The following is a 14,845-nucleotide window of genomic DNA, read 5'->3' on the forward strand; positions in this document are numbered from 1 at the left end:
CGGGTTAAGCGGCTTCTCCCGAATCCGAGGGGGCGTTGACGTCGTCGGGCAGGGCCGTGCGGGCGACCTCGACCAGCGCGGTGAACGCGGCCGGATCGGTGATCGCGATGTCGGCCAGGTTTTTCCGGTCCACTTCGACGCCGGCGGCCTTGAGGCCCTGGATCAGCCGGTTGTAGGTGATGTCGTTGGCGCGGGCCGCCGCGTTGATCCGCGAGATCCACAGTTTGCGGAACTCGCCCTTGCGCGCGCGGCGGTCGCGGTAGGCGTAGTTCAGCGAATGCAGCTGCTGCTCTTTGGCTTTGCGGTAGAGCCGGGATCGCTGGCCGCGATAGCCTTTCGAGGCCTTCAGGACGCTGCGCCTCTTCTTGTGGGCGTTGACTGCCCGCTTCACGCGTGCCATTGGATGTTCCTACTCTCGTTCAGGCAGTAATGGGTTCGTCTGGGTTAGGTCGGCTGTCAGCCGTTGAGCAGCTTGTTGACGCGCTTGGTGTCGTTGGCTGCCACCACGGTGCGGCCGTCGAGCCGCCGGGTTCGCTTGGTGGGCTTGTGCTCGAGCAGGTGGCGCCGATTCGCCTTCTGGCGCACGATCTTTCCGCTACCGGTGCGCCGGAACCGCTTCGAAGCCCCGCTGTGGGTCTTTGCCTTGGGCATGTTTCCTCTACTTACTTTCTCGTACTGCTCGTACTTGCTCGAGCTGTCAGGTCAGTTGGCCGACGGGTTCGTTTCCGCCGCGTCGGCGTCCGTCGCCGCACTGCTCCCCGGTCCCTCGGGATGCCGCGCCCTGGCGCGGGTCTTCGCACCGCGGTGCGGCGCCAGCACCATCGTCATGTTGCGGCCGTCCTGCTTGGCGGACGTTTCGACGAATCCGTATTCGGCGACATCCGCGCCCAGCCGCTGCAGCAATCGGTAGCCCAACTCGGGCCTCGACTGCTCGCGTCCACGAAACATGATGGTGACCTTGACCTTCGATCCCGCCTCCAGGAAGCGGATTACGTGGCCCTTCTTGGTCTCGTAATCGTGATCGTCGATCTTGGGTCGCAGCTTTTGTTCTTTGACGACGGTCTGCTGCTGGTTCCGGCGGGATTCGCGCGCCTTTTGCGCCGCCTCGTATTTGAACTTGCCGTAATCCATGATCTTGCAGACCGGCGGCCTGGCGTTCGGGGCAACTTCAACGAGATCGAGATCGGCGTCCGCGGCGACGCGCAGTGCGTCTTCGATGCGCACTATGCCTACCTGCTCCCCTCCTGGGCCGATCAATCGGACTTCAGGTACGCGGATGCGCTCGTTGACGCGGGTCTCAGTGCTGATGGGGCCTCCCTTGTTGGGCTTCTGGTTCTCCGGTGGCGGCCAGTCCAAACGCCCGTCGGAGATTCAGCGGTGAAAACCCGCACCACCAGCAAAAAAGCCCTGCACAAGCAGGGCCCAATGCCGACCGATCGCGGCTCGTACGAGCCGCCCGCGCTACGCGGAACAGGCATCCACGATGCCTGTGACCGGACCGTGTCGCCTGGAACGAGGCTGGAAGCCTGTGTCGCGGCTAGCGGTGGGAGTGGGACTCCACTTACTGTTCCCCGGCGTGCACCGGGATGGTCGCAGCCCACAGTTTAGCAGCCGTGGGGCGTCTTCCAGCACGTCGGCGGCCGGGCGGGGGTGGCGCCCGGGTGCCGCCGCGCCGACGCCGCCCGCGACTGCCCGTCGCGGCTCTTGGCGCTTCGTCAGGATTTTCATGGGTTGAGGGCATATCCTCGCGGTCTGTGACTGTAGCTACGTCCCGCTTCGGCCCGCGTTCGGGCAGCCAGCCGAACTCCCGGTATCGGTGGGTACCGGCGGCGGCGGGCTGGACGGTCGGCGTCATCGCGACCCTGTCACTGGTCGCCAGCGTGTCGCCGCTGATCCGGTGGCTGATCAAGGTCCCGCGCGAATTCATCAACGACTACCTGTTCAACTTCCCGGACACCAGCATCGCGTGGTCGTTCGTGCTGGCCCTGCTGGCCGCCGCGCTCACGGCGCGCAAACGCATCGCCTGGGTGCTGCTGCTCGGCAACATGATCCTGGCCGCCGCGCTGAACGCCGCCGACATCGCCGCCGGGGACAACACCCCGGCCGAATCCTTCGGCGAGAACCTCGGTTTCGCGCTGCACATCGTCGCGATCGTGCTGCTGGTGCTGTCCTATCGCCAGTTCTGGGCCAAGGTCCGCAAGGCCGCCCTGTTCAAGGCGGCCGCGGTGCTGTTCACCGGGTGGGTGATCGGCATCCTGGCCTCCTGGGGCCTGGTCGAGATGTTCCCGGGCACCCTCGCGCCCGACTCCCGCTTCTGGTACGTGGTCAACCGGGTCGTCGGGTTCTCCCTGGTCGATCCCGACGCGTTCACCGGCCGCCCGCACGTCCTGCTCAACGCCGTCTTCGGGCTGTTCGGCGCGCTCGCGCTGATCGCGGCGACGATCGTGCTGTTCCAGTCCCAGCGCGCCGACAACGCGCTCACCGGCGAGGACGAGTCGGCCATCCGCGGGCTGCTGGAGCTGTACGGCAAGAACGACTCCCTCGGTTACTTCGCCACCCGCCGCGACAAGTCGGTGGTGTTCGCCCACAGCGGCCGGGCCGCCATCACCTACCGCGTCGAGGTCGGCGTCTGCCTGGCCAGCGGCGACCCGGTGGGCGATCCGCGGGCGTGGCCGCAGGCCATCGATGCGTGGTTGGGCCTGTGCCAGACCTACGGCTGGGCGCCCGGGGTGATGGGGGCCAGTTCGCAGGGCGCCCAGGCGTATCGGGAGGCCGGCCTCAACGCGCTGGAGCTCGGCGACGAGGCCATTTTGCGGGCGTCCGATTTCAAGCTGTCCGGCCCCGACATGCGCGGGGTGCGCCAGGCGGTGACGCGGGCCCGCCGGGCCGGGCTGACGGTGCGCATCCGCCGGCACCGCGACATCTCCGCCGACGAGATGGCCGACACGATTTCGCGCGCCGACGCCTGGCGCGACACCCAGACCGAACGCGGTTTCTCCATGGCACTGGGCCGGCTCGGCGATCCCGCCGACGGGGACTGCCTGCTGGTCGAGGCCCTGGACCGCGACGGCCGGGTGGTCGCGATGCTCTCGCTGGTCCCGTGGGGAAGCACGGGGGTGTCGCTGGACCTGATGCGCCGTTCCCCGCAATCCCCCAACGGCACGATCGAGCTCATGGTCAGCGAGCTGACGCTGAACGCGGAAACCCTTGGCATCATTCGCATTTCGCTGAACTTCGCCATGTTCCGTTCCGCGTTCGAGCAAGGCGCCCAGTTGGGCGCCGGCCCGGTTGCGCGGTTGTGGCGCGGCTTTTTGCTGTTCTTCTCCCGGTGGTGGCAGCTGGAAACGTTGTACCGCTCCAACATGAAGTACCAACCGGATTGGGTTCCCCGCTACGCCTGCTACGAGGACGCCCGCCTGATTCCCCGCGTCGGCGTGGCCTCCGCCCTGGCCGAGGGGTTCCTGGTGTTCCCGTTCAGCCGGCGCAAGACGCACACCGGGCATCACCCCGCCGTCCCGGCCAGGCTGGCCGAGTCGGGGTTGTTGCATCACGACGGGTCGGCGCCGGATGTGAGCGGGCTGCAGCGCGGCGCGAGCGCCGCCGAAGCGGAGGAGTCCCGGGCCCGCCTGCCCGAGCAGGTGCGGGTGCGCCTGGCGAAGCTGAAGATCTTGCAGCGCAACGGCGTTGACGCGTACCCGGTGGGAACCCCGCCCAGCCACACCATCGTCCGCGCGCTGGACGCCGACGACGCGGAAAGCGTGTCGGTGGCCGGCCGCATCCTGCGGATCCGCGACTACGGCGGCGTGCTGTTCGCCCAGGTGCGTGACTGGTCGGGCGAACTTCAGGTGCTGCTGGACAATTCGCACCTCGAGCGCAGCCGCACCGCCGATTTCACCGCGGCCATCGATCTCGGTGACCTGGTCGAGATGACCGGGCACATGGGCTACAGCAAGAACGGGACCCGCTCGTTGATCGTGCGCGACTGGCGGATGATCGGTAAGTGCCTGCGGCCGTTGCCGAACAAGTGGAAGGGGCTGACCGACCCCGAGGCGCGGGTGCGCACCCGCTACGTCGACCTGGCGGTCAATCCCGAATCGCGCGACCTGATCAAGGCCCGCAGCAGCGTGCTGCGGTCGGTGCGGGAAACGCTGTTCGCCAAAGGCTTCATCGAGGTTGAGACGCCCATCCTCCAGCAGATCCACGGTGGCGCCACCGCCCGGCCGTTCGTCACCCACATCAACACCTACGACATGGACCTGTTCTTGCGCATCGCGCCGGAGCTGTACCTGAAGCGGTTGTGCGTCGGCGGCGTGGAGCGGGTGTTCGAGCTGGGCCGGGCCTTCCGCAACGAGGGCGTCGACTTCAGCCACAATCCGGAATTCACCCTGCTCGAGGCCTACCAGGCGCACGCCGACTACAAGGTGTGGATCGATGGCTGCCGCGAGCTCATCCAGAACGCTGCGCAGGCCGCCAACGGCGAGCAGACGGTGCTGCGGCCCCGCGGCGGCGGCGACGGCACCGAGGGACGGCTAGAGCCGGTCGACATCTCCGGCATCTGGCCGGTGAAGACCGTGTACGACGCGGTGTCGGAAGCCCTCGGCGAGCGCGTCGACACCGAGACGTCGCTGGCGGCCCTGCGCAAGCTGTCCGACGCCGTGCACATTCCCTATCGCGCGCATTGGGACTCGGGCGCCGTCGTGCTCGAGTTGTACGAGCACCTGGTGGAGGACAAGACCGAGCAGCCCACGTTCTACATCGACTTCCCCACCTCGGTGTCGCCGTTGACCCGGCCGCACCGCAGCCAGCCCGGCGTCGCCGAGCGGTGGGACCTGGTGGCGTGGGGCGTCGAGCTGGGAACCGCGTACAGCGAGTTGACCGATCCGGTGGAGCAGCGGCGCCGGCTGCAGGAGCAGTCGCTGTTGGCCGCCGGCGGGGATCCCGAAGCGATGGAGCTCGACGAAGACTTCCTGCAAGCCATGGAATACGCGATGCCGCCCACGGGCGGGATGGGCATGGGCATCGATCGGCTCGTCATGCTCATAACCGGCCGCAGCATCCGCGAGACCCTGCCATTTCCGCTGGCCAAGCCGCACTGAACGAGCCCTGAACTCCTCCGGGCGTCGGGGCGGACATTCGGCGATTATGTTCCGGGCAGGTTAACGATCCATCACAATGAGTCCCGTGACCGCCCCGACGCCCCTGCCCACCGCGCAGTTGCTGGCGAGTAGTCACACCTCCCTGATGCACGGCTGGGTGCCCGCGACGGTCCAAGTCGGTGCCGCCGTCGTGCTGACGCTGGCCGTCGGCTGGAGGTCACGGCGGTGGCGGACGATCTGGCTGCCGCTGGCGGGCCTGCTCGGCGGCGCCGCGGCCTATGTGACGCACTGGTACATCGTCGATCGCGGCCTGTCCGACGAGCCGGCGCCGGCGGGACTGTGGGTGTGGATCGCGTTGACCGGGCTCGCCGCTGCCATACTCGTGCTGGGCTGGCGCAGCGCGCCGCCGTGGCGCCGCGGCGCGACCGCCCTCGCGGTTCCGCTGTGTTTGCTCTGCGCGGCGCTGACGCTCAACCTGTGGGTGGGCTACTTCCCGACCGTGCAGGCGGCGTGGAGCCAGCTCACCTCCGGGCCCCTGCCCGACCAGACGGACCCGGCCACCGTTACGGCGATGGTCGCAAAGCGGGCCCGCCCTTCGCACGGCAGCGTGGTGCCGGTGGTGATCCCTTCGGAGGCATCGCATTTCAAGCACCGCGGTGAACTGGTGTACCTGCCGCCCGAATGGTTCACCAGCAGCCCGCCACCGGCGCTGCCGACGGTGATGATGATCGGCGGGCAGTTCAACACGCCCGCGGATTGGACGCGGGCGGGCAACGCCGTCAAGACCATCGACGACTTCGCGGCCGCGCACGCCGGCAAGGCGCCGGTGTTGGTGTTCGTCGACTCTGGGGGCGCCTTCAACAACGACACCGAATGTGTCAACGGCGTTCGCGGCAACGCGGCCGACCACCTCACCAAGGACGTTGTCCCCTACATGATCTCGAAGTTCGGCGTCAGCCCCGACCGGTCCAACTGGGGCGTCGCCGGCTGGTCGATGGGCGGGACCTGCGCCGTCGACCTGACCGTCATGCACCCGGAGATGTTCAGCGCGTTCGTCGACGTCGCCGGCGACTTCTACCCCAACGCGGGCACCAAGGCCCAGACCATCGCCCGGCTGTTCGGCGGCAACGCCGAGGCCTGGGCGGCATTCGACCCGACCACGGTGATCAACCGGCACGGCCCGTACCGCGACGTGGCCGGCTGGTTCGCCATCTCCTCGGACGGCCCGCCCGCACCGCGGCGCGACCCGTCGGTAACCGACGCCGGCGCGCTGCGTCTCGTCAGTCGCGACGCCGCGGCCAACCCGAGCAACCAGACGGCGGCCGCCTATTCGCTGTGCGCGCTCGGCCGCGCCAACGGCATCGACTGCGCGGTACTCCCCCAGCCCGGCAAACACGACTGGCCCTTTGCGGACAGGGCTTTCGCGGCCGCGCTGCCGTGGCTGGCCGGCCGGCTCGGCACCCCCGGGGTCGCGCGGACCCCGCTGCCCACGGTGTCCGCCCCGTCCGCGCCGCCTAACCAGGTGGTGGTCCCGGCCGAGCGGTCGAGCACCGCCGGCAAGTAGCCGCCACCGTCGTTACTTCAGGTGCTCATCGAAGAAAGTGACCATCCGCCGCCAGGCGTCTTCCGCCTCGGGTTCGGAATAAGCCATCCCGGTCAGACCCGCGATGATCCGGATCGGCGCGGGCACGGCGTGGTCGTTCATGAAGCTGTGGCCGACGCCGGGGTATTCCTTGATGTCGCGCGGTACGTCGCCTTCCGCCAAAATTGCTTCCAGTCGGGCTGCCGTGCCCCGCCGGACGATGGGGTCTTTCCCGCCGAAACTTCCCACTAGAGGGCACGATTCGCGCAGCGCTTCGACGTCCTTGGGGAGCAGGCCGTAGTTCGGCGCCGTCGCATTGAAGAGGCCCCGGGCAGCGAGCTGCAAGACGAACCCAGCGCCCATGCAAAAGCCGGCCAGCCCAACCTTGCCGGTGCACCGCTCGTCGGCGATGAGGTGATCGCGGGCTGCGACGAGATCGTCGTGGGCGCGGCCGTGGCCGGCGAGATGCGCGCGGATCGTGCTGATCACGCACCCGATCTTGGGATCGCGGCCGTCGTAGAGCGCCGGGGCCAGCGTCAGGTAACCGTTGTGGGCGAATCGATCCGAGATTTGTCGCAGGTTCGCGGTCATGCCGAGAACGTCCTGGACCACCACCACGCCCGGCCACGGGCCCTGCCCGTCGGGGACGGCCAGATAGCCGGGCAGGTTGCCGTTGGCGCCCACATAGATGACTTCAACCACTGCGCGGATCCCCCCAGATATTGTCTCGGATGCCGCGGGCTCTGACAGAACGCAAGTGCGGGAACGATACGGGAATATGGTAATCCGATACCCCCATATCGTAACGCGATGTGGGTGTATTGTCCGGCCGTGGGACCAACCCGCCTTTTTCCTTACGACCCGCCCGAGCCGCGCGAGCCGTCGGCCAAGGAGCGGATTCGTGACGCCGCGCTGAGCTGCTTTGGTCTTCGCGGTATCGCTGCCACGTCGCTGCGCACGGTCGCCGAGACCGCCGAGGTTTCGATTGGGCTGGTGCAGCACCACTTCCGCACCAAGGCCGCGCTAAGCGCTGCCGTCGACCAGCACGTGTTGCAGGTGGTCGGTGAGGCACTGGAACCCAGCGCCCCGCCCGAGCCGCCCGCCGACGGGCTCAACGAAGCCGGGCGCCGGCTGACCGCGCTGATGCTGGAACGTCCGGACGTCATGACCTATCTCGGGCGCGCGCTCGCCGAGGGCGGCGCATTGGGTTCGGTCATCTTCAACGGGCTGGTTGGCATCAGCGCCGGCCAGGGCGACCAGTTCATGGAGCAGGGCACGCTCCGACCTGACCTGGATCCCGATTGGGGAGTACTCAACCCGCTCATCTTGCGCGTCGGCGCCATCATTCTGCATCCGTACATCGAGCTCTACCTAGGCGAGTCTTTCTTCACGGAGCAACAGCTGCGACGCTGGGACGCCGCCGTCACCAGCCTGATACGGCGAGGCCAGTTCCTCGAGCCGACCGACCCCCCTGATGACAACGTGATCGCTTGGTGAGCGGCCAAGCCCAGCCCGCGTCGTCGGTCAGGTGCTATACACGAAACACCATGGACGAGCCCGAGGTAACCGCGTACGGCGCACAAATTCTCGACCCCGGCGAGCCCGACGACGGTCTGGTGCTGCAGCGGCTACGAGACGATCCCGTCGTCGAGTTCATCGACCGGATCGACGCGCAGTTGGCCGATCTGCGCGGCCTTCGGCCGGCGCCGGATTCGGAGCTCCTCGGCGAACGGACCCGGTGGGCGTACTATCCGTGGCGCCGGGCCGCCGTTGCGGTGCTGGGCCCGAGGGGGTTTCGGGCGCTGCGACTTGATCGCAACAGAAACAACATCACCGCGCGCGAGCAGGCCCGGCTCGGCTCGCTGAGCATCGGCGTGGCGGGTCTCAGCGTCGGCCATGTCATCGCTCACACCCTGGCGGTGCAGGGATTGTGCGGCAGGATCCGGCTTGCGGATTTCGATCACTTGGAACTGTCGAATCTGAATCGGGTGCCCGCCACGGTCTTCGACCTTGGGCTGAACAAGGCGCATGTGGCGGCACGCAGGATCGCTGAGCTCGACCCCTACCTGGCGGTTGATGTGTTCGACGCCGGAGTCACCGCGGACAACGTTGACGCGTTCCTTGATGGCCTCGATATCGTCGTCGAGGAGTGTGATTCGCTCGACATGAAGGTCGCCCTGCGTATGGCGGCTCGTGACCGGCGGATCCCGGTGGTGATGGCGACGAGCGACCGCGGCAGGGTCGATGTCGAGCGCTTCGATCACGAACCGGAACGCCCTATCCTGCACGGGTTGCTGGGCGAGCTCAACGTCGACCTTCTCTCGGCGATGAGCACCCGGGAAAAGATCCCTTACATGCTGCGCTACGACGAAGCCGAACGCGTGTCCCCCCGCACAGCCGCATCACTGATCGAGATCGACCGATCGCTGTCGACCTGGCCTCAGTTGGCATCCGATGTCATCGTGGGCGCCTCAGCGATGGCCGAAGCCGTGCGCAGAATCGGGCTGGGCGAAGAGCTGAAATCCGGTCGGTGCCGCATCGACATGGGTTGGGCACTCGATCAACTCGACGAAGTCGAGACGGCCGAGCATCGCCCAGCGCCTGATATAGGGCAGGGCGGCCCGTCGGCCCCGGCCACGGTGGACGACACGATCGTCGCTGCCGCGCTGCGGGCCCCGTCGGGGGGAAACAGCCAGCCGTGGTACATCGACGCGGAGCCAACCAAAATCACCATAAGCGTTGCCACAGAACATTCTTCAACGATGGACGTCGGCTTCCGCGGCAGCGCCGTCTCAATGGGCGCCGCCCTGTATAACGTCAGAATCGCTGCCGCCGCCCGGGGAATGCTCGGACCTGTCAGCGTCTCCGAAGACATAGACGGGGTTCCACTGCGAGCGACGATGCACTTCGAAAACGGCGACGACCGCGCCCTCGCCGATCTCTATGAGCCGATGCTCGCACGCGAGACCAACCGCCACCGCGGAACGCCTCAACCGCTCGACGACCAGACGATCAAGCTACTCGCCGCCGCAGCCGAGCGTGAAGGCGCGCGTCTGCGCCTACTCACCGATCACGATGACCTTTCGCGGGCGGCAACGATTTTCGGTGCCGCCGACCGTATCCGGTACCTGACACCGCAGCTGCATAAGGAGATGGTTTCGGAACTGCGCTGGCCTCGAGACCCCGACCCCGACACCGGCATTGACGTGAAGAGCCTCGAACTCGATGCCAGCGACTTGGCATTGCTGGATGTCGTTCGCCGGCCCGACGTCATGGCTTACCTTGCCGAATGGAACGCCGGCAGCGCGCTGGGCGACGGCATGCGTGACGAGGTCAACGCCAGCTCCGCGCTGGCAGTCATCACGGTGACCGGAGAGCGTCTTACCGACTACGCGCGTGGCGGGTCAGCCGTTGAGGCGGTATGGATCCTTGCCCAGCGCGAAGGACTCGCCGTCCGGCCGTTATCACCGGTCTTCTTGCATGCCCGCAACGCTGCCGATCTCAACGAGTTGTCGCCTGGCTTTGCCGCCGAATTAGAGCGATTGCAAAGCGATTTCGTGCGCGTGGTGGGGACCGACCCCGAGGAATCTATCGTGCTGACCTTCAGGTTTACCACCGCACCGCCGACGTCGGTACCGAGTCGCCGCAGCCTGAGCCGGGTCCGTTCGCAGCGTCGGTGATGCGGAGTTGTCGGGCGACCGCCGGATCAAAACGGTTTCGCGGTGAATCCCCAGCGCAACAAAGCCGATTCGCGGCGGGCCGGCCCGCGCAACCGAGCGTCATCCGCACCGCTCAATGCGTTTGGTTTACCCCGGGCACCGAACATCCAGTACGCCTGCAGGTAGGGCAAGGGAGTCGAATGACCGCGGTGCATTCCGTGCAGTCCAGCGGCGGCGAGCTCTGTCGATAGCTCAGCGATGGTGAAAGCCGCCGCCTCGCTGGCAATTGCATCCTGGCGCAGGACGGCCGGTGACGCGGGATCGGCGATCTGCAGCATCCTAGGGGCGGCCGTCGAGTCGCGCAGCCGCTGAAAGTCCGAGATCCATACTGCGGCTCCGCTGCGGCGTTGAAGGTCGGCGATCTGGCTGAGGGCGCCGCGCAACGTGTCGAAATCAGGTAGCTGATGCAGTGTCCACATGCAGGAGATGGCGTCCCAACGACGCATTGCAATCGCCTCCGGCAGCGCTGTGATGTCAGCCCGCAGCAGTTCGACGCGCTCGCTTAGGCCTTCGGCGTCGAACAGCTCCTGCGCCGTGGACAGCATGTTGGGGGCCAGATCGACAGCGGTCGCCCGAACATCGGGCCGTCGGCGCAGGACTGCGCTCAACGCGCGTCCTGACCCGACCCCGAGATCCAGCAGATGACCGTCGGGTGGCAGGAGCGCATCAAGCGCGCGAGCGCACAAATCGTAGACCGCACGGATCCCCGGGTTGGCTGCGCCGCCGGTGTGAAACTGCGCCACCGACTCCGGATCATCCACCACCATCGGCTCAGGAATACGCTGGCGCCCCACTGGATGTGACAGCTCACGCAAAACGATCCCAGGCATCCTCCATAGCGGCCGAATTCTCTTCACCCTCAACCTCTCGTGGGATGGTCGGTACCAAGCCGAACTGACCTAAATGATTATTAACCCGACTCCAGCTTTCCCGTGGGTGCGCGCTGGTTTTCGAGGTTCCCAAAACGGATGCCGCGAAGTACTTGCCGGGTCAGCGGGCACCGGTAAGCTTTCGCCTGCGCGGTTCTTTAATCCGCATCGGCACCGGTATCCGCGGGAGGTAGGCGTGGTTCAGACGCTTGCGAGTGACCGAGTCAAGTCGTTGCCCCTCCCGCCGGTGAACCCGATGCCTTTTCGTCAGCGCCTCGCGGCGGTGCGGGAATTCAGCACGGGGACGGAGAGGCTGCGCGATGCCGGGGGGCGGGTGAGCTATTTCACGCTGGGGCCACGGTGGCTCATGCCCCCGATGGTGTTGGCAACGTCTCCGGAAGCGATTCGCGACATCCTCAGTACCAAGGACGATTCTGTAGACAAGACCACCCCGGTCTTCGAACAGGTGCGCCACATCATCGGCGCCAGCCTCACCGATCTTCCCTGGGAGCCGTGGAAGTCGCGTCGGCGCACCCTGCAGCCGGTGTTTACCAAGCAGCGCGTGAGTGAGTTCGGCGGTCACATGGAGCAGGCGGCTCAGGCGGTGAGCGAAGAGTGGCCCGAGGATGCCGTGATCGATTTGGACGCCGAATGCCGCACCATCACGTTGCGCGCGCTTGGCCGATCAGTGCTCGGGCTCGATCTGGAAGAGCGGGCCGACGAGGTTGTCGAGCCGTTGCGGATCGCGTTGGCCTACGCGGTCAGGCGCGCGACGAGCCCGCTGCGCGCCCCTCGCTGGTTGCCCACGCCCGCGCGTCGGCGGGCGCGGGCGGCAAGCGCCAAACTTCATGCCCTGACGCAGGAGATTTTGCGAGACTGTCGCGCCGATCCGACACGAGTCGCCCCACTGGTGCACGCGCTCCTCGCAGCCGAGGATCCAGAGACCGGAAAACGCCTAACCGACGATGAGATTTGCGACGAACTGGTCATGTTCCTCTTCGCCGGCCACGACACCACGACGACGGCGTTGACGTATGCACTGTGGGCCCTCGGGCACCACGCCGACTGCCAGGACCGCGTCGCCGCCGAAGTGGCGGCCCTGCCGGATCGGCCGCTGACGTCCGACGACATTCCACAACTGGGCTATACGGTCCAGGTGATACGGGAATCGCTTCGCCTGTGCCCCCCGGCGCCCACGGGGACGCGGATGGCCTGCCGGGATGTTGAGGTGGGCGGCTACCGGGTGCAGAAGGGCACCATGCTCATCGTGGGGCGAATGGCCGTACAACGCGACCCGCAGCTGTGGGACGACCCACTTCGATTCGACCCCGAGCGGTTCAGCCCGGCGAACTTCAAAGCTCTCGATCGCTGGCAATACGTGCCATTCGGCGGCGGGCCGCGGTCGTGCATCGGCGACCATTTCGCCATGCTTGAGGTCACACTCGCCTTGGCGACGCTTATCCGTAGAGTCGAAGTCCAATCTCTCGAGGACGAATTTCCGCTTGCATTGCACTTCACCATGATCGCCGGGGGTCCGATCCCTGCTCGCGTTCGACCTCGTCGCTAGCCGCCTGAAACGAGCGCTCGCTCGGCGGACTCGAGACCTGGCCGGCCGGATGTGACGTTGGCCTAATTTGCTAGAACCGCTATGCAATGCCGACGCGGCGGTGAAGTTACCGCTACGGTAATGGGGCAATGTCGGGCACACTGGACCACCTGGTCACCGCTGCCGCCGCCGAATTGATGGCGGCCACCGCGGCTGACTCGGCCGCGATCAGCCAACGCGTGCTGGGCAATCTGGTTCGCGACCTGGGCGTGGACTTCAGCTTCCTGCGCCATAACGATCACACCATCCGCGCGACGATACTCATCGCCGAATTCCCGCCGCGCAACGTCGACCCCGACCCGATCGGTTTGGTGTATTTCGCCGACGCCGACTCCATCTTCGCTCAGACGGAGCACCTCAAGGTGCCCGAAGTGGTGCGTCCCCAGCCGGAGAACGCTGACTATCAGCACCGCATCGAAGAGGGCACCGGGGCTCCGGCCGTCTCGCTGGCCGCCGTTCCGCTGTTGTCCGGCGACGTCACCACAGGCACGCTCGCCTTCGGCAAGCTCGGAGACCGTGAATGGCTACCAGAAGAGCTCAACGCGCTGCAGGCGATCGCCGCGCTGTTCGCTCAGCTGCAGGGCCGCACCGTCGCCGAACAGCAACTCCACTATCTCGCCGAACACGATGACCTGACCGGCCTGCTCAACCGCAGGGCGCTGATCGCGTACCTGGACCAGCGGCTCGCCCACGGGCAGCCCGGCCCGGTGTCGGTCGTGTTTCTCGCCCTGGACCGCTTCAAAGTCATCAACGATCACCTTGGTCAAAGCGCTGGCGACCGGTTCATCGAGGCCTTCGCGAGGCTACTGCGCGAGGCCACAGACATTCCCGCGGCCATTGGCCGCTTCGGCGGTGATGAGTTCGTTGTCGTTCCCGGGCAGTCATTGGATGTCGAGGCCGCCGAAGCTTTCGCCCAGTCGCTGCATGATCGCGTCCACAAGCAGGTGGTGATCGACGGCGAGATGCTCACCCGCACGGTCAGTATCGGGGTGACATCCGGTGAACCCGGAGAGGACAGCACCTCGGATCTACTGCGCCGGGTCGACCAGGCCCTCCGGTCGGCGAAAAGCTCAGGCGGCGACGCAGTCGCAACTTTCAGCCCGGAGATGTTGAGAACCAACATGATCCGCAATGACATCGAACTGTACCTGGAAGGGATGATCGACGGTAATGGCGGGGCCATGGTGCTCCATTACCTTCCTGAGTTCGACATGCGCACTGGTGAAATCCTCGGCACGGAAGCGCTAATCCGTTGGCAACATCCCACTCTCGGACTGTTGATGCCCGATTCGTTCATCCAAGTGGTCGAATCGATCAACCTCGGGGCCAAACTGGGTCGTCTCGTGATGCGGGCGGCATGTGCGCAATTCGGACTTTGGCGATCACGCAATATCGGACGCGGGGCCGTGTTGCGTATCAACGTGTCGCCTGTGCAGCTCGTCACCGATGGCATCATCGACACGGTCGCGACCACCATTGAAGAGTTCGGCCTCGACCCCAACACGGTGTGCCTGGAGATCACCGAAAGCGTGGTGGTGCAGGACATCGACGCCACACGCAAGACGCTGTTCGGATTGAAAGACATCGGAGTGCAGATCGCCATCGATGACTTCGGCACCGGTTACAGTGTTCTGACTTATCTGAAGTCTCTACCGGTCGACATACTCAAGATCGACAAGGGGTTCGTCCACCATCTGGACAGCAACGCCGGTGACCTGGCGATCGTGCGGTCGACACTGGCGCTGGCCGACGCCTTCGGGCTCGACGTTGTCGCCGAAGGCGTCGAAACGGTGGCGGCGGCCAAGACGCTGCTCGCCCTGGGTTGCTTTCGGGCGCAAGGCTTTCTGCTGTCACGGCCGCTCGACAGCGCGGCGATGGAGTCGCTGCTCGCCAAGCGCGTCATACCGATGGACTTCTCCGACGCGAGCGATGCGCTGCAGCCCGAAGGACCCAGAAAGGACGTTGTCTAGAAC

General features: G+C 66.4%; 11 protein-coding genes. 6 read left to right on the forward strand and 5 right to left on the reverse strand.

The genetic code is table 11. The features are described from left to right. Nucleotides 1–4: 4 nt before the first annotated feature. Genes rplT through infC form a run of 3 tightly spaced genes read right to left on the reverse strand, consistent with a single transcriptional unit; the run spans nt 5 to nt 1,308 of the window. A complete protein-coding gene (rplT, locus tag AWB89_RS11510) occupies nt 5–400 on the reverse strand; it encodes a 50S ribosomal protein L20 (RefSeq protein WP_085094796.1) in 396 nt (131 codons plus the stop codon). 56 nt (nt 401–456) lie between these two features. Then, nucleotides 457–651 (reverse strand): 50S ribosomal protein L35, encoded by a 195-nt coding sequence (gene rpmI, locus AWB89_RS11515; protein WP_066911302.1) that lies wholly within the window; start codon nt 649–651, stop codon nt 457–459. Nucleotides 652–702: 51 nt separating this feature from the next. Further along, a complete protein-coding gene (gene infC, locus AWB89_RS11520) occupies nt 703–1,308 on the reverse strand; it encodes a translation initiation factor IF-3 (protein ID WP_085094856.1) in 606 nt (201 codons plus the stop codon). 446 nt (nt 1,309–1,754) lie between these two features. On the opposite strand from infC, the gene lysX reads away from it, so the two are divergent. Together lysX and AWB89_RS11530 are read left to right on the forward strand one after the other, a co-directional pair. Beyond that, complete coding sequence (gene lysX, locus AWB89_RS11525; protein WP_085173692.1) at nt 1,755–5,096, forward strand: bifunctional lysylphosphatidylglycerol synthetase/lysine--tRNA ligase LysX; 3,342 nt, start codon at nt 1,755–1,757, stop codon at nt 5,094–5,096. Nucleotides 5,097–5,172: 76 nt separating this feature from the next. After that, nucleotides 5,173–6,660 carry an alpha/beta hydrolase gene (locus AWB89_RS11530; protein ID WP_193791360.1) on the forward strand — a complete coding sequence of 496 codons (1,488 nt, stop codon included), beginning with the start codon at nt 5,173–5,175 and terminating at the stop codon, nt 6,658–6,660. A gap of 12 nt (nt 6,661–6,672) precedes the next feature. Here the strand turns inward: AWB89_RS11530 and AWB89_RS11535 are convergent, their stop codons facing one another. Further along, nucleotides 6,673–7,380, reverse strand: coding sequence for a dienelactone hydrolase family protein (locus AWB89_RS11535; protein ID WP_241520472.1), 708 nt, complete (start codon nt 7,378–7,380; stop codon nt 6,673–6,675). Between the two features lie 129 nt (nt 7,381–7,509). On the opposite strand from AWB89_RS11535, the gene AWB89_RS11540 reads away from it, so the two are divergent. Both AWB89_RS11540 and AWB89_RS11545 read left to right on the forward strand, forming a co-directional pair. Continuing rightward, complete coding sequence (locus AWB89_RS11540) at nt 7,510–8,175, forward strand: TetR/AcrR family transcriptional regulator (protein ID WP_085173794.1); 666 nt, start codon at nt 7,510–7,512, stop codon at nt 8,173–8,175. Between the two features lie 50 nt (nt 8,176–8,225). Beyond that, nucleotides 8,226–10,358: an Rv1355c family protein gene (locus tag AWB89_RS11545; RefSeq protein WP_085173696.1), complete on the forward strand. Its 2,133-nt coding sequence runs from the start codon at nt 8,226–8,228 to the stop codon at nt 10,356–10,358. A 26-nt stretch (nt 10,359–10,384) separates the two neighbouring features. Here the strand turns inward: AWB89_RS11545 and AWB89_RS11550 are convergent, their stop codons facing one another. Then, nucleotides 10,385–11,164, reverse strand: a complete 780-nt coding sequence (locus tag AWB89_RS11550; RefSeq protein WP_085173796.1) for a class I SAM-dependent methyltransferase — start codon at nt 11,162–11,164, stop codon at nt 10,385–10,387. Nucleotides 11,165–11,462: 298 nt separating this feature from the next. On the opposite strand from AWB89_RS11550, the gene AWB89_RS11555 reads away from it, so the two are divergent. Further along, on the forward strand, nt 11,463–12,833 hold the full coding sequence (locus AWB89_RS11555; RefSeq protein ID WP_085094788.1) for a cytochrome P450: 1,371 nt from the start codon (nt 11,463–11,465) through the stop codon (nt 12,831–12,833). A gap of 128 nt (nt 12,834–12,961) precedes the next feature. Then, complete coding sequence (locus AWB89_RS11560; RefSeq protein ID WP_085173698.1) at nt 12,962–14,842, forward strand: putative bifunctional diguanylate cyclase/phosphodiesterase; 1,881 nt, start codon at nt 12,962–12,964, stop codon at nt 14,840–14,842. Nucleotides 14,843–14,845 lie beyond the last annotated feature (3 nt).

It is taken from the genome of Mycobacterium paraense, from assembly GCF_002101815.1.
GTDB classification, from domain to species: domain Bacteria; phylum Actinomycetota; class Actinomycetes; order Mycobacteriales; family Mycobacteriaceae; genus Mycobacterium; species Mycobacterium paraense.

Bases quoted from the DNA above. Each gene is read 5' to 3' on its own strand.
- rplT (WP_085094796.1), bottom strand. From the start codon at position 400: ATGGCACGCGTGAAGCGGGCAGTCAACGCCCACAAGAAGAGGCGCAGC.
- rpmI (WP_066911302.1), bottom strand. From the start codon at position 651: ATGCCCAAGGCAAAGACCCACAGCGGGGCTTCGAAGCGGTTCCGGCGC.
- AWB89_RS11530 (WP_193791360.1), top strand. From the start codon at position 5,173: ATGAGTCCCGTGACCGCCCCGACGCCCCTGCCCACCGCGCAGTTGCTG.
- AWB89_RS11545 (WP_085173696.1), top strand. From the start codon at position 8,226: ATGGACGAGCCCGAGGTAACCGCGTACGGCGCACAAATTCTCGACCCC.
- AWB89_RS11550 (WP_085173796.1), bottom strand. From the start codon at position 11,164: ATGGTGGTGGATGATCCGGAGTCGGTGGCGCAGTTTCACACCGGCGGC.
- AWB89_RS11560 (WP_085173698.1), top strand. From the start codon at position 12,962: ATGTCGGGCACACTGGACCACCTGGTCACCGCTGCCGCCGCCGAATTG.